Below are 25,734 nucleotides of genomic sequence, written 5' to 3'. Positions count from 1 at the left end.
CCGCACCGCCCGGCAACCCTTTTGGTCGTCACCCAGCGACGAAGAAGGGCACTTCCGCCATGGACGCCACGCAGACCGCAACGGACCGCGACCTCACCGCCGACGTCATCGCCTCGGTCGCCGCGATCGCCAAGCAGGCGCCGGACACCATCACCGGCCGGACCCGCTTCCACCAGGACCTGGACTTCGACTCCACGAACGTCCTGGAGCTGCTGATGCGGATCGAGGCCGACCTCGACATCGAGTTCGACCCCGACACCTTCGGGACCACGGCCTTCGAGACGGTCGACAGCCTCGTGGGCTTCGTCCGCCGGACGCTGCAGGGCTAGGCCATGCACACGCAAGAGGCCCTGGCGGACGGCGTCAGGACGAGGCTGCGCGACACCGCCCGCGAGGACGGCGCCGTCGCCGCACTGACCGCGCTGCACCGGTCGGCCGGTCCGGACGCCCTGGTCCACGGGCCGGCCGGGCATGTGGTCGCCCCCGCCGTGCTCGTCGCCGGCGCCACCCGCACCGGACGTCCCGGCGCCCTCGCGCCCCGTCGCGGCGAGGGGGAGCGCGACCTGACCACCCCGCTGCTGGCGGCCCTGGGGCTCGCGGCCCTGCGGGTGCCCCCTGGCTCCCGGGTGCACTCCGCGGACCGGGACACGGGCTGGGACGCGGACCGGGACACGGACTGGGACACGGCCGTGGTCTGGCTGCGGCTGGGGCTGACCCGTCGCCTCGTCGACTCCGTCCTGGCCCACCTGGCCGCCCGCACCTTCGGCGACACCCCGCTGCTGCGCCAGCCGGTGGTCAAGACCGAGCTGGCCGCCGTCGGCGTCTCCCTCCTGGAGGCCGAGAGCGCCCTGACGGCGGGCCCGGCACCGGACGCCTCGGCAGTGCGCCAGCTCCACGAGGTGCTGACCGCCGCCGACCGGTCGCTGGTGCGGCTGCTCGGCGCCTGGGGGCTGGCCTGCGACGGGCCGGGCGCCACGGCCTTCGTGTCCCACGTACTGGCGGATGCGTACGCTCCGCCGGCCCTCCACCCGTACGAGGAGGCGGCATGACCGGCACCGGCACCGACCTGGCGGACCCGCGGCTGCGCGCGCTCCAGCAGTACGTACGGGCCGAGGCCCCCGCGCTGCGCGCCGCCGCCCGTGAACTGGACAGGCATCCCGATGGTTCGACTCTGTACCCGAAGACTGCGCTACTTGATCGCCTCGCGACGCTGCAGATCCCGCGCGAGTACGCTCCCGACCCGCTGATCCTGGACGGGGAGGAGTTCCACCTCCTCAGCGCGACCGAGCGGGTGGTCTTCCACGAGGAGGCCGCGGCCCACGGGGACGCCTCCCTGCTCCTGGCCGCGCCGGGCTCCCTCACCGCCGGCATGCTGGTGGCCTCCCTCGGCGACGGTGCGCAGCAGGAGCGCTTCTTCACCTCCCTGCAGTCCTCCCCCACCTGGACCTTCCTGGCCATGACGGAGCCGCAGGGCGGCTCGGACGCGACCGCCCTTCGGACCACCCTCGAAGCGGCGCCCGACGGCGAGGGCTTCCTGTTGAACGGCACCAAGCGGTTCATCGGCAATGCGCACCGCGCCCGCACCGGCGTCGTCACCGTCCGCACCGGCCCCGGCCCGCTCGGCATCCGCTGTGCGCTCGTCGACACCGCCGCCCCGGGGTTCACGGCCTCCCCGCTCGCCACCCTCGGCATGCGCGGCGTGCTCGGCAGCATGGCCTTCGAGCAGGTGCGCGTCCCGGCCGAGGACCTGCTCGGCAGCCATCTCCCGCCCACGCGCCGGGGCATGTGGGGCTGGCTCCACTCCTTCAACCTGCTGCGCTGCGTGGCCGCCGCCCTGGCCGTCGGCCTGGCCCGCGCCACGCACGACTACCTCGCCGGGCACGTCGCACCGGCCCGGCTGGGGCCGCTGGCCGCCCGGATCCACCGCGTCCGGGCCCTGACCCACGAGGCGGCCCGGGCCGTGGACGCCGACCCCGCCACGGCCGTGCTCCCGGCCGCGGCGAAGACCGCCGCGGCCTCGCTCGCCGAAGCGGTCACCGCCGGGGCGCTGGAGCTGCTGGGGCCCGGCGCCCGGCTCGACCACCCGCTCCTCGACAAGTGGGCCCGTGACGCCCACGGGTTCGACCCGATGGAGGGCACCGCCCACATCCAGGCCCTGACGGTGTTCCCGTCGCTGCAGCGCTGACCGGGCCCGCCGCGGGGTCCGTACACACCACCCCTTGACCCGTCCCAGGACTCCCGGAAGGAGGAGAACCGGATGACGACGCTCGACCTCACCGCCCCGGATCCCGCCGGCCGGGACACCGCCGGGGCGATCCGCCCGGGAGAGGTGCACGTCTGGCACGTCCCCCTCGACGGGGTCCCACGGGCCGGCCGTGACCGCTTCGCCGCGGCGCTCGGGCCGCAGGAGCGCGACCGCCGGACCGCCTACCGCACCCCTGCGGCGCGGGCCCGCTACACCGTCGCCCACGGGGCGCTGCGCCTGCTCCTCGGCCACTTCCTCGGGATCCCGGCCCCCGATGTGCGTATCCACCGCGGCCCGTTGGGCAAGCCCGAGCTCGACCCCGCCGCGGCCGACGCCGCCCCGGACCTGCGCTTCAGCCTCAGCCACGTCCATGGCCGGGCCCTGGTCGCGCTGACCCTGGGGCGCGCCGTCGGCATCGACCTCGACCAGCCGCGCCCCGGCTTCCCGCTGGAGGCCTTCGCCCGCCGCTACTTCCCCGCGCCGGAACGGGACCTCGTCCTCTCCGCGGGGCCCACGGCCGCCGACCGGGAGCGGATGTTCCTGCGGCTGTGGACCCGCAAGGAGGCCCTCGTCAAGGCGGCCGGATCCCGGATGGCCCTCGGTGTGCGCCAGCCGGTCTGCGGCGCGGCCGGCCCCACGTCCGCCCCGGCGCAGGTCCGCCCCCGCCATCCCGGCCTCCACGGCACCTGGACGGTGCAGAACCTCCCGCCGCCGGGCGCCGGCCCGGGTCCGCCGTCCGCGGCGTCCGCGGCCGTGGCCGCCCTCGCCCTCTCCGGTACCGACCCGTACCGCATCGTCACCCGCACCGCGTAGACCTCACCCCACCACCCACGAAGGACAAAGCCGATGATCGTACTTGGCCTGAGCGGTCTCCCCAACGCCCAAGACCACCTCCTGAAGTCCACCGCTTCCGCGCACCCGCTCGACGAGCGCAACGTGCAGGGCCTGGACAGCGCCGCCTGCCTCGTGGTGGACGGAAAGATCGTCGCCGCCGCCTCCGAGGAGCGCTTCAACGGGGACAAGGGCACCGGCCGCTTCCCCGCGGCCGCCATCAACTACGTCCTCGCCGCCGCCGGCATCGGCAAGGACCAGGTCGACGCCATCGCGCACGGCTTCAACTACGACCGCCACCGCCGCATCTTCTCCGGCGCCGCCCAGGAGTACTTCGACGCCGTCCTCACCGGCGACACCATGGTCGAGGCGCTGCAGAACGCGGGCTGGAGCGACGTGAAGGACCGCTTCCACCCGGTCGACCACCACCTCGCCCACGCCGCCTCCGCGTACTACCCCAGCGGCTTCGACTCCGCCCTGTGCATCGTCTCCGACGGCATGGGCGAGACCGAGTCCCTCTCGGTCTACCGGGCCGCCGAGGGCCGCCTGGAGAAGATCCACACCCAGCCGATCTCCGAGTCCCTGGGCTTCCTGTACTCCATCTGCACCCGATTCCTGGGCTTCGCCTCCAACTCCGACGAGTACAAGGTGATGGGCCTCGCCGCGTACGGGGACCCCGCCCCCTTCCGCGACCTGTTCGCCGAGCTCGTCACCTTCGACGAGGCCACCGGCTCCATCCACGTCAACTGGCCCCAGGGCGCCCTGCGCAACCCGGAGCTCGGCTACCCCAAGGCCATGGAGTACCTCTCCGCCCGCGCGTTCCCGGCCACCGCCGAGCAGGACGGCTCCGTGGTCCCCGCCCACGCCGACTTCGCGGCCGCCCTCCAGGCCCGTCTGACCGAGATGCTCGTCGCGCTCGTCACCCACTGGCTGGAGCGGACCGGCGAGAGCTCCCTGTGCCTGGCCGGCGGCACCTTCCTCAACTGCAAGGCCAACCAGTGGATCTGTGACATCCCGGCCGTGGAGCGCGCCTTCGTCCAGCCCGCCTCCGGTGACGACGGCACCTCCCTCGGCAGCGCCCTGTACGTGACGCAGCAGCTCGGCGCCCCGTACGCCGCCGACGCCACCGGCTTCCAGCCGTACACGGGGCCCTCGTACACCGCCGACGAGGTCCGCCGCGTCCTGGAGGAGCGCAGCGAGGCCGGCGACGTCGAGTGGACCCACGTCGGGCTGACCGCCGACTACTACGCCTCCGCCGCCCGGGACCTGGCCCAGGACCGGATCATCTCCTGGTTCCACGGGCGCATGGAGTTCGGCCCGCGCGCCCTCGGCAACCGCTCCATCCTGGGGCTGCCCAAGGGGGACCGCATCAAGGAGCGCATCAACAGCCTGGTGAAGTTCCGCGAGCCCTTCCGTCCGTTCGCTCCCGCCGTCCTCGACGAGGACGTACACCGGCTCTTCAAGACCCGCGCCCTGGCCCCGACCCGCTACATGCTCTGCACCGCGCAGGTGCACGAGGAGCAGCGCGCGGCCGTGTCCGGAATCGTCCACGCGGACGGCTCCGCCCGCATCCAGGAGGTCCGGCGCGAGTACAACGCCCCCTTCTGGTCGCTGCTGAAGGCGGTCAAGGAGGAGACCGGCACCGGGTGCGTGGTCAACACCTCCTTCAACGTCAAGGGCCAGCCCCTGATCATGGACCCCCGCACCGCGGTGGAGACCTTCCTGCGCACCTCCCTCGACCGGCTCTACATCGAGGGCTTCATCGTGCAGAAGGCCGCGAGGTCCTGAGCCCTCCCGCAGCCCCGCTGACCGTTTCCGTCCCGGCCCCGGCGCCGGGGACGGAAACGGTCAGTGCCGTTTCCGTCCTGCCCTCATCCCTTCCGGGGCGCACCGCGGCGCGGAAAACTCGTCATCACACCGGGGACGCCCGAGACAACCGAACGGCCGAGGCAACTGGCCACGCATGCACGGCAGTTGCACTTCACCGCTCACCGATCTTCGAGGAGTCCCCATGTCCAAGCTCACCACCGCCGCCAAGACCTCCCTGCTCGTCGCCACGGCCGTCCTGACGCCGCTCCTGCTGACGCAGCCCGCCTCGGCCGACGAGCAGCCCGCACCGACCACGGCGACGACCACCGCCACGACCGCCCCCCAGGGCACGGGCAAGGACTCGATGGTCTGGGACTGACCCGCCGGCGTCCGAGGCGGAGCGGAAGCCCAAGCGATCCCCGTCGACTCACGGCGAGCCGACGGGGATGGCTTGGGCTTCTGCTACGTGGGGAGGCGGAAGCCGTTGAAGAGGTCGTCCAGGCCGCGCAGGGCCAGGGCGGTGGGCGCGGCGCGGACCGCTGCGTTGCGGGCGGCTGCCGCCACCGGGTTGCGCAGGGCGCCCAGGCGGCCGGCCCGGCGGGCGCGCAGCCGGATCGCGTCGGTGCGGGTGCGGCGGGCCGCGGTGTATGCGGCCAGGGCTGCCGGGACGGCGTCCTCGGCGTCCGGGGCGTCGCCGGGCGGGAGGACGTGGGCCAGGACCGCCGCGTCCTCGATGGCCTGGCAGCCGCCCTGGCCGAGGTTGGGGGCCATGGCGTGGGCGGCGTCGCCCAGCCAGGCGATGCGGCCGTGGTGGAGGGACGGCAGCGGGGCGGCCAGGTCGTGGAGGTCGTTCTGCAGGACGGCGGTCGGGGCCAGGCGGCTGACCCGGTCCAGCAGGGCCGGGATCGGGTCGTGCCACGCGCCGAAGCGGCGCAGGAGTTCGGCCCGGGGATCGGACGGGCGGGTGCCGGCCGGGAGGACCGCGGTGGCGTAGAGGTACAGGCGGCCGTCCGAGAGCGGGGTGATCCCGAACCGCTCGCCGCGGCCCCAGGTCTCGCTCATCGCCGGTACGCGCAGGTCCGGGGCGTCCAGGAGGGTGCGCCACGCGGTTTCGCCGGTGTAGTGCAGGCCCGGGTGGGACGGGAAGAACCTGCGGCGCAGGGGGCTGTGGATGCCGTCCGCGGCCACCACCAGGTCCGCGCAGAGGGCCGCGCCCTGCTCCGTACGGATCACGGGGTCGGTCGTGGCGTTCTCGACGGTGGTCACCGTGGTGGCGAAGCGGATGGTGTCCGGTGGCAGAGCGGCGGCCAGGGCGGCGGTGAAGGCCGGGCGGGCGACCGCGACCGGGGGGATTCCGTAGCGGGACGCCAGGTCGGCGGTGGCGGTGCGCAGCAGCCAGCGGCCGTCCGGGCGGCGCACGCCCATGGCGGCGGGGACGGCCGTGCCGGCGGCCCGGGCCGCGTCCGTGCCGATGGCGTCCAGGGCGCGCAGGGCGTTGGGGGCGAGGCCGATTCCGGCGCCGGTGGTGGGGGCTTCGGGGGCGCGTTCGCAGAGGGTGACGTGCCAGCCCCGGTGGTGCAGGGCCAGGGCTGCGGTGAGACCGCCTATCCCTGCTCCGACCACCACAGCGCGCATTCTGTTCTGCATGGAACACCTCTTCGATCGGCGCCGGCTCAGGTTGGCAACGGCGGTCAGGGAGGGGTGGTGCGGCGGGTGTGGGGTACGACCTCGTGCTGCGGCGTACGTCTTCCTCGCTAGGGCGGTGGCGGGTTCGTTCCCGGAAAGGTCCAATCAACGCACCGGCCGGGCCAGGGCGGCCAGGCGGGCGTTCCAGGCGGCGAAGCGGTGCGCGGGGGCCGGGTCGGCGCCCGCGGCGATCCGGCCCGCGACCGGGCGGATCCCGTGCAGGGCGCTGGTGATCCAGACCTCCGCGCCGTCCAGGTCGCCGAGGCGGGCGGGGGCCAGGCGGACCGTACGGCCCTCGGCCCGCGCGAGGTCCAGCAGCAGCTGCCGGGTGACGCCCGGGAGCACCTGCGCCTCGGCCGGCGGCGCGCACAGCACATCGCCGTGCCACCACAGGACGCTGCTGTACGCGCCCTCGCGGAGCTCGCCGTCCGGGCCCAGCAGCAGCGCCTCGTCACAGCCCGCCCGGACGGCCCCCTCGCGTACGGCGGCGAGCAGGTGCAGGTCCGGGCCCTTGATCCGCGGGTGGGCCCGCGGGTCCGGGCCCTCGTACACCCACAGCCGGGCCGGACCCCCGGGCGGCGGGGCGGGCCGCAGCCGCAGCGCCAGTTGCAGCTGTGCCCCGGCCCCGCCGGTGAGTTCGATCCGGGGGAACCACCGGCCGCGGGCCGGCAGGGCCTCGCGGACGGCGGTGAGGAACGCGGCCACCTCGGCCGGTGCGGCGCCCGCGTGCTGCGTGCAGGAGCGGGAGAACCGGTCGAAGTGCAGGTCGAGGGCGCGCGCCCGGCCGTCCTCGACCAGCCACGAGTCCGCGACGGCGAGTTCGGCGGGGGGCTCGGTGTCCCGGTGCGGGTGCAGGGCGCGCTGCTCGCCGTTCCACACCAGCAGTTCGAGCGGGGTGGCCATGTCGTCAGATCGCCTGGGGCCGGCGCCGGGGGGCCTGTTCCGGGGCCCGCAGCGGAACGGAGGCCTTGAGGAGCATCTCGTCGAGCTCCGCGTGCGGGTCGGAGTCCAGGACGATGGCGCCGCGCGCTCCCGCCGTCATCCGGTCGGGCAGGATCACGCCGCGGGCGGTGTCCTCCAGGCTGTCGTTGATCTCCATCGTGCGCAGTTTAGGGGCTCCGGTCATCGAGCCGCCGGGGAAGCAGGTGCGGACGCAGTCGATCGGGCCGGTGTCCTCGTGCAGCCGCCCGCGGATCGTGGAGGCCAGCCGGTGCACGGTCGCGTACGACTCGGTCGCCACGAAGCGCGGGACGCTGACGCTGCCCCCTCGCACACGGTGCCGAGGTCGTTGCGGAGCAGGTCCACGATCACCAGGTTCTCGGCCCGGGTCTCGGGGCCGGCGGCGAGTTCGTCGCGCAGCTGCTCGTCCGGGACGGGGTCGCTGCTGCGCGGGGCCGTCGGCATGGATGCGGTCACCCGATCGCCGCGGCCGGGGGTCCAACGCGGCTACCAGGTGCGGGCCGCCTGGAGGAGGTGGGTGCGGACGCGGGCCACGTGGGGGTTGGACGCGGAGCCGGGGCGCTGGACCAGGTAGCCCGTGTTGATCGGGGGGTCCTCGGGGTCGTGGAGGGCGATCAGGGCGCCGGAGGCGAGTTCCTGCTCGCACAGGTAGCGGGGCAGCACGCTGTAGCCGGCGCCCGCCGCGACGGCGGCCAGGACGGCGCGCAGGTCCGGGACGGTGACCGCGGCCCGGCCGGTGAGGCGGCGGCCGAAGACGTGGCGCCAGTAGCGACGGGCGATGGGCAGGTCCTCGGCGTAGCTGATCAGCGGGACGCCGTGCAGGCCCGCCGGGCCCTCGGCGGCGATCCGGGCCGGGCCGCCGATCCGGTCGGCCCAGGCCGGGGCGGCGACCAGGACGAACTCCTCGTCGCCCAGCGGTACGGCCGTCAGGGCGCGGCCGCGCGGGCGGTGGGTGGAGATCACCAGGTCGTGGCGGCCCGCGCGCAGTTCCTCCAGGAGCGGGTCGGTCAGCCCCGTGGCCACGCGCAGGCGCACCCCGGCCTCGACCAGGGGGGCGAGGGCGGGGAGGACCCGGGCGGAGAGGAGCTCCGTGGGGCCGGCGAGGTGGACCGGGTCGGGCTGGGTGTCGTGTCCGCCCCCGGCCGGTGCGGTGGCGACGGCCAGTTCGTCGAGGGGGGCGCCGACGCGGGCGGCGAGCTCGTCGGCGTACGGGGCGGGGGCGACCCCGCGGGGCAGCCGCTCGAACAGCTCGCGGCCCAGCTGCCGTTCCAGGGCGCGGATCTGGGTGGTGACGGTGGGCTGGGACAGGCCCAGCAGGCGTGCGGCGGCGGTGAACGATCCCGCGCGGTGCACGGCGAGGAAGGTGCGCAGGAGGTTCAGGTCCGGCGGGCCCGGGGGTATGGCCGGGGCGGGGGAGGCCGACTCGGGCCCGGATCCCGGCTCCGACCCCGAACCATGGGGTTTTCTATTCCTCATAGAGGTGAGCCTATTGGATTCCGATGGGTTGCCAGGCGTACGTTCGAGGCGATCGATGGCATTGAGCGTGAACGGAGATGTGGGACATGGCGAAGATCCTTTTTGTGGTGACCGGCGTCGACCACTGGACCCTGGCCGACGGCAGCAAGCACCCGACGGGCTTCTGGGCCGAGGAGGCCGTGGCCCCGTACGAGGTGTTCACCGCTGCGGGCCACGTGGTCGTCGTGGCGACCCCGGGCGGCGTCGTGCCGACCGTGGACCGGGCCAGCCTGGCCCCGGAGGTCAACGGCGGCCAGGTGGGCGCGGACCGGATCGCGGCCGCCCTGGCCTCGATCTCCGCCCTGCAGCAGCCGGTGAAGCTGGAGGAGGTCGACCTCGGCGACTACGACGCGGTCTTCTACCCCGGCGGGCACGGCCCGATGGAGGACCTGGCCGTCGACGCCGTCTCGGGCCGGCTGCTGGCCGCGGCGCTGGCCTCCGGCAAGCCGCTCGGCGTGGTCTGCCACGCCCCGGCCGCGCTGCTGGCCGCGCGGAACGCCGACGGCAGCTCGCCGTTCGCCGGCCGCCGGCTGACCGGTTTCACCAACGCCGAGGAGACCCAGGCGGGCCTGGCCGACCGGGCGAAGTGGCTGCTGCAGGACCGGCTGGTGGAGCTCGGGGCGGAGTTCCAGGAGTGCGAGCCGTGGGCTCCGCACGTGGTGGTCGACGGCAACCTCGTCACCGGCCAGAACCCGGCCTCCTCCGCCCCGCTCGCCCAGGAGCTCCTCACGAAGCTGGCCTGAGCCTGCTCGCACGGCGGACGGTCGTGCCCGCTCGGTGGCAACCTTCCCCCTTCCGGTGACCTCTGGTCACGCGGGCGGGGGAAGCTGTGCGCGTACCCATGCGGGATCTGGGTTGGTGTGCGGCCGGCCGCCCACGATGACCGTGGGTACGGTCTCGTTGCCGTTGTTGGCTTCCCTTGCTGCCGAGGCTCCTGCCGGGTCGCGCCAGATGTTGACCCAGTGCAATCGGTGGGCGCTGCGGCCCAGCCGGATGCGCAGCTGTATGCAGTACTTGCAGCCAGGCCGCCACAAGACGACCGGCCGGCCGTCGACCGCGCTGCGGCGTTGCGCCTCCAGCACACCGATCGACCTCGGGAAGATCAGGGGTGAGTTCACGCCCGCGAGCACCACAAACATCAGCAGGAGCACTGCGGCTTTGCCGGGGTCGCCCTTGACGGTCAGCGCTGTCGCCACGGCAGAGCCGAAGAGCACAAGCAGCACGGGCAAGATCCAGGCGCGCGTCATGGTGACGCAGACTACCGATGAGCCGAATTGCCCCTCGAACCGGGTGCGCGCCGAACTGCGGCCGCAGCCAAGGCCGTCGGCAACCGTCTCGTACTCGCGGTCGACGTGACCCCTGGGCTGCGGCCTGACGCTGCGTGCAGCGGGAACCGCTTCTTTCTCCCACGTCTACGGACGCAGCCAGCCGCCCAGTCCGTCACGTGGCTGGTGGCGCCGCCGGAGCTGTGCGCCTCTGCCTCGATGCGGTGTGCACGCCGGGCAGCCGGCTCGGCGCCTTGCCCCCGGTGATGACATCGAGCGCCTCGGTCAGGGCGACGAGGTCGGATTCAACACGGACACCTCCACGGGAAGCTTCGCCGACGCGACGGCCTGGGCCGCGCTGACAGCACCGTTCCGCACGTTCCGGGAGCAGGGCGGGACGGCGCCGGGCACCCCTGTGGGGCTACCGCCGGCGGGCCCGGGCCGGTGGCGGTGTTGCCTCGTGTTCCGGGGCCGGCCTCGGCGGAGGGTCATCGGGGGTCCTCGGGTTCGGGCGGGTAGGGCGGCTCTGGGGGCAGGGGTTGGGCCGGCAGGGGCTGTGTCCATGGCAGGCCGGGGGGTGGGGGCTGGCGGGACGGGCCCGCGGTCAGCGGGGGATCGAGGAAGTCGAGGTATCCGAGGGGCATGGTGTCCTTCCTGCGAGGTGGATGGTCAGGGCGCCGAGCAGGCCGGCCGCGGCGAAGGTGGCGAAGGCCCACTGCTGAGCGCCGTGGGCGACGACGGCTCCGCCCAGGGCCGGGCCCACGACCGCGCCGAGGCGGCCGATGCCGGTGGCCCAGCCCAGGCCCGCGGCGCGCTGCGGCGCCGGATAGAGGGCGGGGACGGTGGCGTACACCATGACCTGGGCGCTGAACAGCCAGACTCCGGTGACGGCCACGATCACGTACGTGACGGGGAGCGGCAGCCGTACGGCGAGCAGCAGGGCCCCGGCTGCGGTCAGCAGGAACCAGACGGCCGAGACGCGGGCGGCGCCGAACCGGGTGGCGACCCGGCCCGCGACGAGCATCCCGACGATCCCTCCCGCGTTGATCACCAGCAGGAAGCTCACCGAGGACGTGGGGCCGTAGCCGGCGGCCCGCATCAACTGGGGCAGCCAGGTGCTCACGCCGTAGACGAGCAGCAGGCCGCAGAAAGAGGCGGCCCACAGCAGCGGGGTGCTGCGGCGGCCGGGTCCGCGGAGCAGGGCGAGGGCGGTGTGCCAGCGGGCCCGGGCCCCGGTCGCCGGCGCGGTGGCGGCGTGCGGCGGGCGCAGTCCGTAGGCGCGGGCCAGGGTCTCGGCCTCGGCCGTGCGGCCCTTGGCGAGCAGGACGGCCGGGGATTCGGGCAGCAGCCGCAGCAGCAGCGGTACGGCCACCAGCGCGGGCAGGGCTCCGGCCCAGAAGACCAGGCGCCAGCCGCTGTCGGGGGCCAGGGTGAGGCCGAGGACCGTGGCGAGCATGCCGCCGACGTGGTACGAGGTCATCAGCGCGCCGGCGGTCAGTGCGGCGCGGGCGCCGGGCGCGAACTCCATGACCATGCTCAGGCAGGTGGGCATGACCCCGCCGAGGCCGAGCCCGGCGACGAACCGGCCCAGCCCGAACGCCTCGATGCCCGGGGCGGCGGCGCACAGCGCCGAGCCGGCCGAGAACAGCAGGGTGCAGCCGGTGATCACGGGTCGGCGGCCGGTCCAGTCGGTGAGGTTGCCCGCGGCGAGGGCCCCGATGAGCATGCCGAAGGTGGTCCAGCTGCCGACGGTCCCGGCCGTGGCGGGGGTGAGGCCGAGGCCGGGGTCGGCGAGCATCCGGGGCATGACCGCCCCGTAGACGTTGACGTCCATGCCGTCGAAGAGGACCACGAGCCAGCACAGGGCGAGCACGGCGAAGGGGCTGCGGCGGCGGGCCGGGCCGGGGACCGCTGCCGGGGCGGCGGCCCCCGGCCCGCGCAGGGCCGGGGCGGTGGTCATGCGGCGCCGGCCAGTTCCAGGACGTAGCGCCCGTAGCTGGTGGAGGAGGACAGGCCCTTGCCGAGGACGGCCAGCTGCTCGGTGTCGATGTAGCCCATGTGGTAGGCGACTTCCTCCACGCAGGAGATGCGGATGCCCTGGCGCTTCTCCAGCAGCTGCACGAAGAGGGAGGCCTCCAGCAGGCTGTCGTGGGTGCCGGTGTCGAACCAGGCGGAGCCGCGGCCCAGGTTGACCAGGCGGGCGCGGCCCTGCTCGACGTAGCGGTTGTTGAGGTCGGTGATCTCCAGTTCTCCGCGGGCGGAGGGGGCGAGGCGGGCGGCCTGGTCCAGGGCGTCGTTGTCGTAGAGGTAGAGGCCGGTGACGGCCATGTTGGAGCGGGGGGCTGCGGGCTTCTCCTCGAGGGTGAGGATGCTGCCGTTCTCGTCGACGGTGGCGACGCCGTAGCGCTCGGGGTCGCTGACGGGGTAGCCGAAGAGGGTGCAACCGTCGAGGCGGGCGGCCTCGGCGCGCAGCATGTCGGGCAGCCGGTGCCCGTAGAAGATGTTGTCGCCGAGGATCAGGCAGACCTGCTCGTCGCCGACGAACTCGCGGCCGATCAGGAGGGCTTCGGCGAGGCCCTTGGGCTGGTCCTGGACGGCGTACTCCAGACGGATGCCGAGCTGGCCGCCGTCGCCGAGGAGGGAGCGGTAGACGTCGAGGTGCTCGGGGGTGGAGATGATCAGGATCTCCCGGATGCCGGTCTGCATCAGCACCGAGAGGGGGTAGTAGATCATCGGCTTGTCGTAGACCGGCAGCAGCTGCTTGGAGTGGACGCTGGTCAGCGGGCGGAGCCGGGTGCCGGAGCCTCCGGCGAGGATGATGCCGCGCATGGGCGGGCGCCTTTCTGCGTGGACGGGTGGAGGGTCAGGCGGCCGGGGCGGTGAGCGGCTGCCACCACGCGGTGTTCTCGCGGTACCAGGCCACCGTCTGCGCCAGGCCCTCCTCGAAGGTGACCTGCGGCCCGTAGCCGAGGGCGCGGAGCTTGGAGTCGTCGAGGGAGTAGCGGCGGTCGTGGCCCTTGCGGTCGGCGACGTGGCGTACGGAGGACCAGTCGGCGCCGCAGCTGTCCAGCAGCAGTTCGGTGAGCTGCCGGTTGGTCAGCTCCCGGCCGCCGCCGATGTTGTAGACCTCGCCGGGGGCGCCCTGCTCCAGGACGAGCTGGATGCCGCGGCAGTGGTCGTCGACGTGCAGCCAGTCGCGGATGTTGAGCCCGTCGCCGTAGAGGGGGACGGTGCCGCCCTGCAGGAGGGTGGTGACGAACAGCGGGATGACCTTCTCGGGGAACTGGTAGGGCCCGTAGTTGTTGCTGCACCGGGTGATGCTGACGTTCATGCCGTGGGTGCGGGCGTACGCGCGGACCAGCAGGTCGGCGCCGGCCTTGGCGGCGGCGTACGGGGAGTTGGGCTCGAGCGGCCACTCCTCGGTCCACGAGCCCGTCTCGATCGATCCGTAGACCTCGTCGGTGGAGACGTGGACGAAGCGCGGTACGGAGGCGTCGAGGGCGGCCTGGAGCAGGATCTGCGTACCGGCCACGTTGGTGGTGACGAACTCGGCCGCGCTGCCGATGGAGCGGTCGACGTGGCTCTCGGCGGCGAAGTTGACGACCGCGTCGACGCCGGGCAGGAGCGTGGCGAGCAGCCGGGCGTCGCCGATGTCGCCGTGGACGAAGCGCAGGCGCGGGTCGTCGGAGACCGGGTCGAGGTTGGCGAGGTTGCCGGCGTACGTGAGCTTGTCGAGCACCGTCACGGTGACGTCACCGGTGCCGTAGTGGCCTTGGAGGCTGCGGCGGACGTAGTTGCTGCCGATGAATCCGGCGCCACCGGTCACCAGGACATGCATGGAGGGTCTCCTGCTGGGTCGTTGTTCGAAGGGGGCGGGCGGGGGCGGGCGCCGGTTCGACCTTCGGCCGTAGATGACTGAGGGTGAGGAACGGCGGGCGCGGGGGACTCCCGGACCGCGAAGGCTTGTGGGCCCAACGTAGAACTTCGACGGTGACCGAACAACCGGGGCCGCAGCGTCCGCGGATGCGGCCGGCCTTGGGGCGACGCCTACCCAAGTCCGGCCATCACGCACACAAAACAGCAGGTCAAAGTGCTTCGAGCGACGGATTCCGGACAGGCGGGGAAGGGCGGCGCCGGTCCGCGGGGCCCTGGAGATGAGTCCGTCAAGTAGGCCGTTCCACGCTTGCACGGCCCCTCGGACCTCGCCTACGGTCACCAACATTCGTAGAAGTTCGAAATACCGCTCCGTAGCGATCGGACTTCATTCGCTCCGTATCGCCAAGACCTTTGGGGGGAGTATGTCCGCAGCGCTGATCGAAGCCGGCGCGAAGACGGACCGGGACTCCGTGGTCGGGTCGGGCAGCTGGATCCGCACCGGCACCAGCGTCACGGCTTCCGTCCTGGGAGAGGGAACCTTCGCCGGCTTCCGCTGCCGGCTGCACGAGACCGACATCGGGCCCGGCACGCTGATCGCCTCGGAGGCGCAGGTCGGCCGGGACGGCGCGGCCCGTACGCGGATCGGATCCGGTGCCTGGATCGGGGCGCGGGCCGTCGTCGAGCCGGGTGTCCGGGTCGGCGCGGGCGCCGTGGTCGCCGCCGGGGCCCGGGTCACGCAGGACGTGCCCGACGACGCCGTCGTGGTCGGCCGGCCCGCCCGGGTGCTGCGCACCCGCACCCCGGTGGACGACGGGCTGCCGGACATCGCCCGCATCGTCGCGGCCGTACTGGCCCGCCCGGCCACGCCCGGACCGCGCCTGCCCGGTGGGTGGAGCGCGGGCGCCGACTGCGTCCTGGAGGCCGATCTGGCCGGCGGGACGGACGTCGTCCTCGGGGACGGGGTCATCACCATGGGCCGGGCGGACGGGCCGTCACCCCGCGGCGGGGTCCGCCTCGGCGACCGGGTGTCCGTCGGCGACGCGTGCGTCCTCGAGGGCTCCAGCGGCATCGACATCGGCGCCGGCACCGAGCTGGGCCGCGGCGTGCTGGTGGTCTCCAGCGGGCACGACATGGGCCGCCGCTCCCTGCCCTGGCAGGCCGGTCCCGTCTCGATCGGAGCGGACTGCAGCATCGGGAGCGGGGCGACGGTCGTCGGGCCCTGCACCATCGGCGACGGGGCGGTCATCGCCTCGGGAGCCCTGGTCGTGGGCGACGTGCCCGCCGGCCACACCACATTCGGAGTCCTGGAAAGGGGCACGCGATGAAGGTCGTCCTGGCACCCAACCCCACCGGTTCGGGACACAACATGCGGATGCTGTCCCTGGCCCGGCAGCTGCGCACACAGCTCCCCGAGGCCGAACTCACCGTCCTGCTGGGTTCGTTGCAGCCCACCTTCACCCCCCTGTTCGAGTCGACGGGGGTGCGCGTGATCGACGTGGCCGGGACCCTCGTGGACACCTCCACCTCCAGCCACCTCAAGACGCAGATGGACTGGTCCACGTACATCGGCGGCTACGTGGCGCCCGCGTTCGTCAACGGCGACCGGGTCCTCGGCCACCTGGCCCACTACCGGGACCTCGACCCGGACCTGGTGGTGAGCGACTACAACATCTCGGCCAGCATGGCCGCGGCGATCCTGGGCGTCCCGCACGCCCTGGTCACCGAGCGGTACGACTTCACCCTGCACCAGCTCGACGACGCCACCCTGGAGGCCGGCGGGTTCGAGGTGGACCGCGAAGACATGCGCCGCGGCCGGGAGGCCCTGCACGCGCTGTTCTCCTGGATCGTGGACACCGCCGAGGTGGTCCTGACCGACAAGCCGCCGGTGCCGGAGATGGACCGCGGCACGGCGGTGGCCCGCGCTCTGGACGAGGGCCGTGCGGTGTTCACCGGCCCCATGATCCGCGACTTCCCCGCCCCCGGCGACGGGCAGGAGCTGCGGCGCTCGCTCGGCCTCGGCGACGGGCCGGTGATCGTGGGCTCGGTCGGCGGCACCACCATGTTCCTGGAGAACAAGCAGCGGGTCATCGAGAACTACCTCGCCGCGCACCGCGAGCTCCGGCGCACCCACCCGGACCTGCAACTGGTCCTGCTGGGCCGGGAGAAGATCGAGGCGCCCGAGGGCGTGGTGAGCCTGACGTACCTGCCCGACTGGATGCCGCTGCTCCAGGAGGCCGACCTGCTGCTGTCGGCGCCGGGCTGGATCACCGTCACCGAGGTGGCGGCCATGGACATCCCCACCCTGTTCGTCCTGGGCGGGCTGGGCGAGTACCACGAGGTGGAGGCGGCCCGCCGGCTCGACCTGCTGGGCTACCCCACCCTGATCGAACCGGACGCCGAACAGCTGGCGCAGACCATCGCCCCGCTGCTCGCCGGCAGCGGCGCCGAGCGCATGGAGCGGGCCGCGCGCGCCGTGGCCCCGGAGGGCTCCGGCACGGCCAAGGCGGGGGCGCTGCTGGCCGAGGCGGTCCGCAGGTCCGCCGCCCGGCGCCAGGCGCCCGCCACCACGCGTTCCGTCCGACACCGCGACGCCGCATGACCGTGATGCGAGGAGAGCAGACCGTGCACACCACCCTTCCGACCGCCGGAGCCACCCGGATGCTGCTGTCCAGCGACGGTTCCACCACCACCTTGCTCGAGGCCCTGCTGGACGAGCGTCTGGCGGTCCGCGTGGACACGCAGGGGCCCGTACCCGCCGGGCAGTTGTATCCCCGGGCCGCGCAGGCGCTGGGGCTCAAGCGGGGCGAGGAGGCCATCGAGCGGCGCTCGGCGCTGCTGGCCCCGGACGGCAGCGTGGTCAGCGTCAACGTCGTCGTCTTCGCCGCGCCGCCGGACGGCTGGTCCGGCTCCGCGGACGACGACGCGCCCCTGGGGCGGCGGCTGCGCGAGGCCGGCACCCGCCAGCACCGCCGGATCCTGTCCTCGGGGCTGGCCGAGTGGCCTGGCGAGGTAGCCCACCAGACGTGCGCGTACAAGGAGTACGTCATCTCCTGCGGCGACGAGTCCCAGCTGTACGTCCACGAGAAGTTCAACCCTGCCTTCGTGGCTGCGCGGACGTCCCTGCCGGCCGCAGCCGGCCTCGCGGCCTAGCCGTTCCCGGGGCCCGCCCTCCCCCCTTCCGCTCGCCCAACGGCTTGCGCAGCACCGCTCGTTGCTGTAGACAACACGAGTGAAGTTCGAAGTTCGTAGAACATCGAACTTGCCTCGAACTCCGGTCTCGGACTTCGAACTTCGATCTCGACCGGGCCCCTCGGCTCGACCCCCACCCACCCCCTCTGGAGCAGTCCATGTCTGTTCAGACATCCGCCCCGGCCGCCGCTCCCGCCGTGGAGAACCGCCTGACCGCGAAGGACGTACTGGCCATCGCCGGCATGTTCCTCGGCGTCTTCAGCATCGGTGCCGACTCGTTCATCATTTCCCCGATCCTGCGGCCCATCAGCGAGGCGCTGGGCTCCTCGCTGGCCACCGCCGGCCTCGGCGTCACGGCCTACGCGATCTGCTACGCGGTCGGCGCCCCGCTGCTCGGCCCGCTCGCCGACCGCATCTCCCGCAAGCGGATGCTGCTCACCGGCATGACCCTGTTCGTGGTGGCGACGGTGCTCAGCGCCTTCGTCTGGGACGTCCTGACGTTCTGCATCACCCGCGGCCTGGCCGGCATCGGCGCCGCCATGGTCACCCCGAACGTGATGGCGCTGATCGCCACCACCTACCGGCCCCCGCTGCTGCCCAAGATCATCGGTATCGTGATGTCGGCGCTGTCGCTGGCCATCGTGGTCGGCGTCCCGATCGGCTCCTACCTCGCCGAGGCGGCCGGCTGGCGGTCCAGCTTCTACTTCATCGCCGGACTGGGCCTGCTCTCCGGGCTGGTACTCGCCTGCGTCCTCGCCGACAACCCGCCGCCGGCCGGCGGCGCCAAGAAGTCCTACCTGGGCGCGTACGCCGAGGTGCTGCGCTCCCGGACCGCCGTCTTCGCACTGCTGACCACGCTCACCTGGATGACCGGCTTCTACGGCGTCTACACCTACCTCGGCACCTACCTGGGCGACTCGCTGGCCATCTCCACCGCCACCGTCGGCTCCCTGCTGCTGGCCTACGGCGCCGGAAACTTCGCCGCCAGCTTCATGGCCGGCTGGGTGGTCGCCAAGCTCGGCCCGCGCAGGACCGTGATGGTCAACGGCCTGGTCTCGTCGGTCGTCGTGATCGTCCTGGCCTCCGCCGCCCTGGACACCTGGGCCGTACTCCTCCTGCTCATCGGCTGGGCCTTCACCCAGGGCTTCGCGATCACCGCGATGACCGCCGTCACCGCCGGCTCGGTCCCCGAGGCCCGCGCCACGGTCATGTCGATGAACAGCTCCTGCATCTACCTCGGTCTGACGCTCGGCTCCGCGATCTTCGGCGCCCTGTTCACCCGCACCTCCTTCACCGCGGTGGGTGTCGTGGCGGCCGCGGCCACGCTCCTCGCGATCGTCGCCAACGTCGTCGCCACCAAGCCCGCGAAGGCCGCGGCCGGGTCCTGACCCGTCGCACCTGCCTCTCTCGCTCTTCGTTCTTCCCAGTTCCTCCTTCTTGTTCCTTCTTGCCTCTCGCCCAGAACCCTGGAGACAGCCTTGTCCACGAACGCACGCTCGTCCGCCACCGCCCCGCAGGCCCTCTGGGAGGCGTACGTCACCACCTTCGCCAACGCCGAGTACGGCGGCTTCGTCTCGGCCATCGACTACGACGGCACCCGGGCCATCACCGCCGACCGCACGGTCGAGTCCTACGCCCTGGCCCGCTGGGCCGCGGCCGAGACCGGGTTCACCGCCGGGCAGGAGGAGTTCACCGGCGGCCTCGCCTCCTTCCAGGACGGCACCCACGGTGGGTACCTGGAGTTCCTCGAGGTCTCGGGGATCCCGCACGAGCTCTCCAGCGTCAAGACCGCGCACCGCCAGTTCCTGGTCGCCGCCGCCCTGCTGGAGGCCGCCGTCCACGGCGCCGCCGACATCGCCGCCGGCCGCACGCAGCTCGAGTACGCCACCGGCCTGTTCCAGCGCGACGGCCGCCTCCTCGGCTCGGTCGCCCGCGACGGCAGCTCCGTCCTCGACGACCGCTCCCCCGCGGCCGGGGCTGCCGCCCGGCTGCTGGCGCTGGGCCGCCTGGCCCGCCTCACCGAAGACCCGGCCGACCGCGAGGCCGCGGCCGGCGCCGCGAAGGCCCTGGTGGCGCAGTTCGTCGAGGCCGACGGCTCGGTCCCGGACTGGCGCGGCCTGGACGGCGCCCCCGTCCCCACCGCCAAGGTGGACCTCACCGCGTCCTCGCTGACCGCGCTGGCCCTGCTGGAGACGGGGCGGGTGCTCGACGACGCCGACCTGGTCGCCCAGGCGGTGGCGATCACCGAGTACCACCACGACCACCTGTGGGACGGGCGCTTCGGCGGCCACTGGAACCACTGCGACCTCGACGGGCAGATCACCATCCACCGCGAGTTCATCACCCTGCTGAACTCCGCCATCCCGATCAAGACCGCGACCGCCAACGCCTGGGCGCTGCTGGCCTCCGGGCGGGTCCTGGCCGCGCTCGCCGAGGCCGGCGAGCAGAACGGGAAGATCGCCGCGTCCGTCGCCCGCACCCGCGGTTACCTGGAGTCCCTGGTGGACACCGTGCACGGCGGCGTGTTCATCGGCGAGGGCTACTTCTGGACCCCGCCGGGCACGCCGGTCGGCCCCTTCGTCCGCCAGATGCTGCCCCCGCGCGACACCCCGGGCGTCTTCCACTTCGGCTCCAGCAACTTCCTGCGCCTGTACAACAAGCAGGCCGTCCCGCAGATCCTGACCGCGCTCGCGCTGGCCGCCACCCAGGACAGCCCCACCGACGACCTGACCCAGACCGGGCCCACCAAGGCGGAGGCCGTGGCCGCCCTGTCGGCCTCGCTGCGGGGGGCCAGCGCCGAGATCGAGGACATCTACTCGATGGAGGGCGTGGACCTCTCGGGTGTGATGGACGTCGAGCGCCACCTCAACTACATCCGCTCCGCGTTCAACCCGGGCCAGGGCTACGGCTGGACCCCGCGGATCGCGCCGCTCGGCTCCGGTGCCAACTCCGCCCCGTCTGTCTTCGGCACCCACCACTCGGTGGCCAACCTCCGGGTGCTCGGCGAGGACCCGCAGGAGCTGGAGCAGGTCACCACCTGGTTGACGTACGCGCAGGCCCCGAACGGCGCCTTCGCCGAGTTCCCGGGCGGCCCGGCGGACGTCCTCAACAGCTACCTGGCCGTCAACGCCTTCCAGCTGCTCGGCCACGACGCCGGCCCGCGCGACCGCGAGGGCGCCATCCGCTTCCTGCAGAGCTGCCAGAACGAGGACGGCGGCTTCGGCGTGGTCCCGGGCTTTGTCAGCGACCTGTTCCACACCAACCTCGCGGTGGTGGCGCTGGACTCGCTCGGCTCCGCGCCGGCCGACCCGGAGGCCTGCGTCCGCTACGTCCTGGCCTCGCGCAACGAGGACGGCGGCTACGGCGAGCGCGTCGGCACCCCCTCCGACACGTACTCCGTGTACCGCGCGGTCGGCACCCTCGCCCTGCTCGGCAAGGACCTGCCGTTCCGCGAGGAGGCCGTCCGCTTCCTGCAGGACTGCCAGGGCCCCGGCGGCGGCTTCAGCCACGACCTGGTCAGCCGCGAGAGCCTGATCGCCACCTACCACGCGGTGGCGGCGCTCTTCCTGCTCGGCTCCGAGCCGCTGCGTCCGCTGGAGTGCCAGGAGTGGCTGAGCGGCTGCCAGACCCCCGACGGCGGCTTCTCCAACATCCCCGGCGTCACCTCCGGCACGATCGACGAGGGCTTCGCGGCCGTGCAGTCGCTGGCCATCCTGGCCAAGGGCCTGACCCCGTACTTCGCCATCGCGGTCTCCTGACCCTGCGCCGGCGCTCTCCCCTCGCGCCACGCGCCCCCCGTCACGGCGCCCGCGGCTTCGGCCGCGGGCGCCGTGCCTTGGGCCGGCCCAGTCCCGAACCGCCCAGCCCCGACCCGCCCAGCACCGCCCCCTTCCGCTCAGCCCAGCCCAGCCCCGCCCAGCCCACCCGCACCGGCACGGCCTTGGCCTGACCCTCCGCGATGTTCTAGAGTCGTAGAACTTCGAACGAAGGGGCGGCCGGAGCGACTCTCGTCCGCAGGCACGGTCCACGAGGAGAATCCATGTCCCACCCCGGCACCCACGCCCCTCTGATGCTCACCGATCCGCTGATGCTCGCCCGCGCCGACCGCCACGACGACGTGGAGCGGTGGAAGTACCTGCCCACCGCCCAGCAGCCCAACTGGAGCCGCCCTGCCGAGCGCGACCTGGCCTGCCGGACCCTCTCCGACGCCCCCGCCCTGGTCAGCCCCGCGGAACTGTCCGCCCTCAAGGAGCAGTTGGCCCGCGTCGCCCGCGGCGAGGCACGGATCCTGCAGGCCGGGGACTGCGCGGAGAGCTTCGCGGAGTACACCCCGGCCCACATCGCGGCCAAGGCCGGGGCCGTCGGCGCCCTGGCCGAGCGGATGGGGCAGGGCAGCGGCCTGGACGTGGTGGCGATCGGCCGGACCGCGGGCCAGTTCGCCAAGCCCCGCTCGGACAGCTTCGAGGAGGTCGGGGGGCTGCGGCTGCCCGTCTTCCGGGGGCACCTGGTCAACGGCGAGGGGGCCACGCCTGCGGAGCGCCGCAACGCCCCCGAGCGGATGCTGCGCGCCTACGAGCTCTCCGCAGCGGCCTCGGCGCAGCTGGCGGCCGGGGCGCCGGCCGGCGGGCACCGGATCTGGACCAGCCATGAGGCCCTGGTGATGGACTACGAGGTGCCGCTGGTGCGCTACCACGACACCGAGGGGCAGTGGTTCCTGGGCTCCACGCACTTCCCGTGGATCGGCGAGCGCACCCGCGACGTCCGCGGCGCCCACGTCCGGCTGCTGTCCAGCCTCGCCAACCCGCTCGCCTGCAAGGTCGGCCCGACCGCCTCACCCGAGGAGGTGCTGGAGCTGTGCCGGCTGCTGGACCCCGAGCGGGAGCCGGGCCGGCTGACCCTGATCGCCCGGATGGGCCACCGGACCGTGGAGGACCGGCTGCCGGCCGTGGTGCGGGCGGTGAAGGACGCCGGGCACCCGGTGGTGTGGATCAGCGACCCGATGCACGGCAACACCGTGAAGACGGCGGGCGGTGCCAAGACCCGCTACGTCGCCCAGGTCGCCGCCGAGGCCCAGGCCTTCGTACGGGTACTGCGCGGCCAGGGGCTCACGCCGGGCGGCCTGCACCTGGAGGCGGCCGCTGACGCGGTCACCGAGTGCGTGGGGGCCGACGTCGCCGACGAGCAGGGGCTCGGCCGCCGCTACACCACCCTGTGCGACCCGCGGCTGAACCCGGTGCAGGCCAAGGAGGTCGTGGACCTCTTCAATGCCGCCTGACCGGGGCCGGACACGACGGTGCCGGGCAGCGCGGCTGCCCGGCACCGTCGGCCCGTACCCGGGAGGGAGCAGGAGAAGGAGAAGGAAGAAGAAGGGAGAAAGGAGGCAGGCGCGCACGACGGGGCACGGCCCCTGACGAGACCCATCAGTTGACGAGGAGCTCCAACATGCGTGGTGAACTCTTCCACCCGGAGCGGGGAGAGATCTCCCTGGACAAGGTCCTGCATGCGCTCAGCGATCCGATCCGCCGGGACATCGCCCGTACGATGCACCGCGACGGTCCGCGCATCTGCGGCCAGCTCAGCTATCCCATCGCGAAGTCGACGCTCTCGCACCACCTGAAGGTGCTGCGGGAGTCCGGTCTGATGCGGACCGAGATCCGGGGTACCTCCCGGGTGATCTCGCTCCGGCACGAGGACATCGACGCCCGCTTCCCCATGCTGCTCGACGCCGTGCAGGTGACGGCGCCGGCGCCCGAGGAGGCAGCCGCGGTCGGCTGAGCCGATCGGCGAAGACCGGGGTGCGGCGGCGGATCCGTGAAGGATCCGCCGCCGCACCCCGGTCGTGCTTTCGAGGGGTCGGGGTCTTCCGGGATCAGTGGGGGAGCCGGGAGGCGGTGTACGCGGCCGAGGCGAGGGTCATGTGCCGGTGCCAGCCGACGAACGAGCGGCCCACGAAGTCCCGCAGGCCCACCTGGTCCCCGGTGCGGGCGAAGTCCCGGGCCACCCGGCGGGTCAGCTTGGTCAGCCGGAGCAGGGCACTTGTGCGCACCCGTACCAGGTCGGTGATCCAGACCTGGCTGGGCCCGCGGTGCGGAGACTTCCACTCGCCGAGCAGCAGGAAGGTGCGCCCGCGGGACGGGTCGCTGCCCGGCACACGGACCCGGACGGCCGCCGCCAGCGAGGTGTTGGGACGCGGGTCGCCGCCCGGGTCGGCCCATTCCACTTCCTGGCGCAGGGCCTTGGCCGATTCGAGGATGCCGGCGGCGGTGCGCTCCGCGGCGCCGAGCCCGACGAGGGCCGGGTCGGCGATGGTGAGGCGGGTGTCGGCACTGATCCGGGCGAGCACGGGCAGTCCGGCGGCGGAGAGGCGGTCCATCACGCCCCAGTCGCGGGTGTCGCGCAGGTCGGCGAGAACGGGCCGGGGCTGTGTGCCCCAGCGCCGTACGGGTTCCAGGACGGTTTCGGCGGCGCAGTCCTGCAGTGTCTGCACGGCGGCGGAGACGGGGATGTCGGCCCGGGTGCGGCGGTCCTCGTCGCGCAGCCAGGCCGGCGGGAGGAACAGCCGCCAGTTGACGGGGGCGCTCATGTGCTCGGACACGTACCAGGCGCCGAAGGCCTGCTGTCCGTGGACGGTCTGGCCGAGCTTGGGTTCGAACCAGCGGTCCACGCCGACGGTGCTGTCGCCGGCCTTGAGGATCGGCATGGACTGCAGGACCACCGCCCGGGGCGGGGCGGCGGCCTCGACGAAGCCGGCGAGGGCGGCGCGCATGGCCGCGAAGTCCCAGGTGGAGGAGGCGATGAAGTGGTGCAGACCCTGTTCCTCGTCGGGGACGCCCAGGCAGGTGGCCATGTTGCGGACCGACTTGCGGCCGCGGGTGGTGAGCAGGCCCCGGAGGTACAGCTCACCCTTCCGGCGCTGGTCGCGGCGGCGGAGGGAGGAGAACAGCGCGGTGCGCAGCTCGTCCTGCCCGTCCGCCGGCCGGTGTGCGGCCGCTGCGCCCGCCACGCCGTTCGCCGCCGCCGTCTGCCGAAGGCTGATGGTGCTCACAGTTCGTTCCCCCTGATCGACTGGACTGACCCCAGAAAAACATTCCTTCGCAAAGGTTTCAATTGGCCATCGAAAGTTCCGATAACAGGGGCTGGGGCCGGGCGGCACGTCCGGAGGCCTTCGGGTGTCGGGCGGGCCGGGTGGGTCCCGGTCCGCCGACACCCGATCACCGCCCCAGCACCGCCCGGGCGTACGCCTCGGCCGCCGCGGCCGGCTGGAGGGCGGCGTGGGCGGCGACGGCGTGGACGTCGCGCCAGAAGCGCTGGAGGTCCCCGTCCTCGGCGAGCGCCTGGGCCCCGCCCTGGCGGACCAGCCGTTCCACGGCCGTCACCAGCAGGTCGGCAGCAGTGGTGCAGTCGCGCAGGTTGGCCGCCACGAGCAGTTCGGTGACCGGCTCGGCGTCGGCGCGGCGGGCCGCCTGCGCCAGCAGCAGCCGGGCCGCCTCGATCTCGGCGGAGCTGCGCGCGAGCACCTGCCGGACGGCCGGGTCCTCGGCCGCGGGCTGCCCGCCGGCGGTACGGCGGCGGCCGGTCAGCTCCGTCCAGGAGCGCAGTGCGCCCTCGGCCGCGCCCAGGGCGGGCGCGCAGAAGATCAGGGCGGCCACCAGGGCGTACGGGACCCGGTGGCAGCGCGCCGGGTCGGCATCGCCGTTGGCGCCGGTCAGGGCGTCGCGCAGGAACGAGCGGCGCCCGGGCACGAACAGGCCGTCGGCGGTGACGGAGTTGCTGCCGGTCGCACGCAGCCCGACGCTGGTCCAGGTGTCCTCGATGCGCAGCTCCCGCCGCGGCACGGCGAAGATGCGGTAGCGCGGGCCCTCCATGGAGGCCAGCAGCACCCAGTCGGCGTGGTCGACGCCGCTGGCGTAGTTCCAGCGGCCGGAGAGCCGCCAGCCGTCGCCCTCCGCGGCGACCTCGCCGGCGGGCGGGACCACGGCCGCGGCGATCAGCGCGTCGGGGCCCGGCCCGTCCGGCGCCCAGAGCTCATCGCGCCCCCGGGCGGGGAGGTAGGAGGCGAGCCGGCCGTGGGCGGCGGCCAGCGCGGCGCACCAGGCCGCGGAGGTGCAGTGCGCCCCGACGGCGGCGACCGCGTCGAGCAGTTCGGCGAAGGTGCCGGCGGCGCCGCCCCAGCGCTGCGGGACGAAGTGCCGGGCGAATCCGGCCCGTCGGATCGCGTCCGCCACCTCCGGCTGCAGATTCCGCTTGCGTTCGGAGGCGGCGGCGTGGCGGGCCGCGGCCTCGGCCGCCTCGGCGGCGGCCGAGGTGAGGGGTGAGGCCGGGAGGAAGGTTGCGGTGCTGATCGCGCTCATCAGGGGC

General features: G+C 73.6%; 23 protein-coding genes and 2 pseudogenes. 15 read left to right on the top strand and 10 right to left on the bottom strand.

Annotated features, from left to right (window positions below):
• Positions 1-59: 59 nt before the first annotated feature.
• From AB0F11_RS01685 to AB0F11_RS01660, 6 genes are all read left to right on the top strand, one after another.
• Entirely contained in the window at positions 60-329 is a 270-nt protein-coding gene (locus tag AB0F11_RS01685) for a phosphopantetheine-binding protein (RefSeq protein ID WP_362167085.1), read from the top strand.
• A 3-nt stretch (positions 330-332) separates the two neighbouring features.
• On the top strand, positions 333-1,049 hold the full coding sequence (locus tag AB0F11_RS01680) for a hypothetical protein (RefSeq protein ID WP_362167082.1): 717 nt from the start codon (positions 333-335) through the stop codon (positions 1,047-1,049).
• Positions 1,046-2,185 (top strand): acyl-CoA dehydrogenase family protein, encoded by a 1,140-nt coding sequence (locus AB0F11_RS01675; protein WP_362167080.1) that lies wholly within the window; start codon positions 1,046-1,048, stop codon positions 2,183-2,185. The genes AB0F11_RS01680 and AB0F11_RS01675 overlap by 4 nt, the downstream gene beginning before the upstream one ends.
• 72 nt (positions 2,186-2,257) lie before the next feature.
• The gene (locus AB0F11_RS01670; RefSeq protein ID WP_362167078.1) at positions 2,258-3,058 is read left to right on the top strand and encodes a 4'-phosphopantetheinyl transferase superfamily protein; all 801 of its coding nucleotides are present in this window, start codon (positions 2,258-2,260) and stop codon (positions 3,056-3,058) included.
• Positions 3,059-3,091: 33 nt separating this feature from the next.
• The gene (locus AB0F11_RS01665; RefSeq protein ID WP_362167075.1) at positions 3,092-4,864 is read left to right on the top strand and encodes a carbamoyltransferase C-terminal domain-containing protein; all 1,773 of its coding nucleotides are present in this window, start codon (positions 3,092-3,094) and stop codon (positions 4,862-4,864) included.
• 223 nt (positions 4,865-5,087) lie between these two features.
• A complete protein-coding gene (locus AB0F11_RS01660; RefSeq protein WP_362167073.1) occupies positions 5,088-5,264 on the top strand; it encodes a hypothetical protein in 177 nt (58 codons plus the stop codon).
• 83 nt (positions 5,265-5,347) lie between these two features.
• Here AB0F11_RS01660 and AB0F11_RS01655 read toward each other — a convergent pair whose 3' ends face one another.
• From AB0F11_RS01655 to AB0F11_RS01640, 4 genes and pseudogenes are all read right to left on the bottom strand, one after another.
• The gene (locus tag AB0F11_RS01655) at positions 5,348-6,532 is read right to left on the bottom strand and encodes an FAD-dependent oxidoreductase (protein ID WP_362167070.1); all 1,185 of its coding nucleotides are present in this window, start codon (positions 6,530-6,532) and stop codon (positions 5,348-5,350) included.
• A gap of 144 nt (positions 6,533-6,676) precedes the next feature.
• Positions 6,677-7,474 (bottom strand): aminotransferase class IV, encoded by a 798-nt coding sequence (locus AB0F11_RS01650; RefSeq protein ID WP_362167067.1) that lies wholly within the window; start codon positions 7,472-7,474, stop codon positions 6,677-6,679.
• Between the two features lie 4 nt (positions 7,475-7,478).
• A pseudogene (locus tag AB0F11_RS01645) lies at positions 7,479-7,969 on the bottom strand (chorismate-binding protein); the annotation flags it as partial.
• A gap of 48 nt (positions 7,970-8,017) precedes the next feature.
• Positions 8,018-9,007 (bottom strand): LysR family transcriptional regulator, encoded by a 990-nt coding sequence (locus AB0F11_RS01640; protein ID WP_362167065.1) that lies wholly within the window; start codon positions 9,005-9,007, stop codon positions 8,018-8,020.
• An 86-nt stretch (positions 9,008-9,093) separates the two neighbouring features.
• On the opposite strand from AB0F11_RS01640, the gene AB0F11_RS01635 reads away from it, so the two are divergent.
• Positions 9,094-9,789 (top strand): type 1 glutamine amidotransferase domain-containing protein, encoded by a 696-nt coding sequence (locus AB0F11_RS01635; protein ID WP_362167063.1) that lies wholly within the window; start codon positions 9,094-9,096, stop codon positions 9,787-9,789.
• Positions 9,790-9,855: 66 nt separating this feature from the next.
• On the opposite strand, the gene AB0F11_RS01630 is transcribed toward AB0F11_RS01635, so the two are convergent.
• The 4 genes from AB0F11_RS01630 to rfbB all read right to left on the bottom strand — a co-directional run bounded on the left by AB0F11_RS01630 (position 9,856) and on the right by rfbB (position 14,149).
• A complete protein-coding gene (locus AB0F11_RS01630; protein ID WP_362167061.1) occupies positions 9,856-10,293 on the bottom strand; it encodes a glutaredoxin domain-containing protein in 438 nt (145 codons plus the stop codon).
• 622 nt (positions 10,294-10,915) lie between these two features.
• Complete coding sequence (locus tag AB0F11_RS01625) at positions 10,916-12,271, bottom strand: aromatic acid/H+ symport family MFS transporter (RefSeq protein WP_362167059.1); 1,356 nt, start codon at positions 12,269-12,271, stop codon at positions 10,916-10,918.
• Positions 12,268-13,140 carry a glucose-1-phosphate thymidylyltransferase RfbA gene (rfbA, locus tag AB0F11_RS01620; protein ID WP_362167057.1) on the bottom strand — a complete coding sequence of 291 codons (873 nt, stop codon included), beginning with the start codon at positions 13,138-13,140 and terminating at the stop codon, positions 12,268-12,270. Before rfbA ends, AB0F11_RS01625 begins: the two co-directional genes overlap by 4 nt.
• Positions 13,141-13,174: 34 nt before the next feature.
• Positions 13,175-14,149, bottom strand: a complete 975-nt coding sequence (rfbB, locus tag AB0F11_RS01615; RefSeq protein ID WP_362167055.1) for a dTDP-glucose 4,6-dehydratase — start codon at positions 14,147-14,149, stop codon at positions 13,175-13,177.
• Between the two features lie 679 nt (positions 14,150-14,828).
• Here rfbB and AB0F11_RS01610 point away from each other — a divergent pair.
• From AB0F11_RS01610 to AB0F11_RS01575, 8 genes and pseudogenes are all read left to right on the top strand, one after another.
• Positions 14,829-14,984, top strand: a pseudogene (locus tag AB0F11_RS01610) (DapH/DapD/GlmU-related protein); the annotation flags it as partial.
• Positions 14,985-15,158: 174 nt separating this feature from the next.
• Positions 15,159-15,512: an acyltransferase gene (locus AB0F11_RS01605; protein WP_362167259.1), complete on the top strand. Its 354-nt coding sequence runs from the start codon at positions 15,159-15,161 to the stop codon at positions 15,510-15,512.
• On the top strand, positions 15,509-16,786 hold the full coding sequence (locus AB0F11_RS01600) for a hypothetical protein (protein WP_362167053.1): 1,278 nt from the start codon (positions 15,509-15,511) through the stop codon (positions 16,784-16,786). The genes AB0F11_RS01605 and AB0F11_RS01600 overlap by 4 nt, the downstream gene beginning before the upstream one ends.
• Positions 16,787-16,809: 23 nt before the next feature.
• Positions 16,810-17,337, top strand: a complete 528-nt coding sequence (locus AB0F11_RS01595; RefSeq protein ID WP_362167050.1) for a hypothetical protein — start codon at positions 16,810-16,812, stop codon at positions 17,335-17,337.
• Between the two features lie 197 nt (positions 17,338-17,534).
• The gene (locus AB0F11_RS01590) at positions 17,535-18,764 is read left to right on the top strand and encodes an MFS transporter (protein ID WP_362167047.1); all 1,230 of its coding nucleotides are present in this window, start codon (positions 17,535-17,537) and stop codon (positions 18,762-18,764) included.
• 90 nt (positions 18,765-18,854) lie between these two features.
• Positions 18,855-21,134 (top strand): prenyltransferase/squalene oxidase repeat-containing protein, encoded by a 2,280-nt coding sequence (locus AB0F11_RS01585; RefSeq protein WP_362167045.1) that lies wholly within the window; start codon positions 18,855-18,857, stop codon positions 21,132-21,134.
• Positions 21,135-21,415: 281 nt separating this feature from the next.
• The gene (locus AB0F11_RS01580; protein WP_362167043.1) at positions 21,416-22,651 is read left to right on the top strand and encodes a 3-deoxy-7-phosphoheptulonate synthase; all 1,236 of its coding nucleotides are present in this window, start codon (positions 21,416-21,418) and stop codon (positions 22,649-22,651) included.
• A gap of 167 nt (positions 22,652-22,818) precedes the next feature.
• Entirely contained in the window at positions 22,819-23,151 is a 333-nt protein-coding gene (locus AB0F11_RS01575; protein ID WP_362167040.1) for a helix-turn-helix domain-containing protein, read from the top strand.
• Between the two features lie 94 nt (positions 23,152-23,245).
• Here AB0F11_RS01575 and AB0F11_RS01570 read toward each other — a convergent pair whose 3' ends face one another.
• A complete protein-coding gene (locus tag AB0F11_RS01570) occupies positions 23,246-24,421 on the bottom strand; it encodes a transposase (RefSeq protein WP_362167038.1) in 1,176 nt (391 codons plus the stop codon).
• Between the two features lie 166 nt (positions 24,422-24,587).
• Complete coding sequence (locus AB0F11_RS01565) at positions 24,588-25,727, bottom strand: acyl-CoA dehydrogenase family protein (protein WP_362167036.1); 1,140 nt, start codon at positions 25,725-25,727, stop codon at positions 24,588-24,590.
• Positions 25,728-25,734 lie beyond the last annotated feature (7 nt).

It is taken from the genome of Streptomyces sp. NPDC032472, from assembly GCF_040636955.1.
Lineage (GTDB): Bacteria > Actinomycetota > Actinomycetes > Streptomycetales > Streptomycetaceae > Streptomyces.
This window is presented reverse-complemented; position numbering and strand designations above follow the sequence as displayed.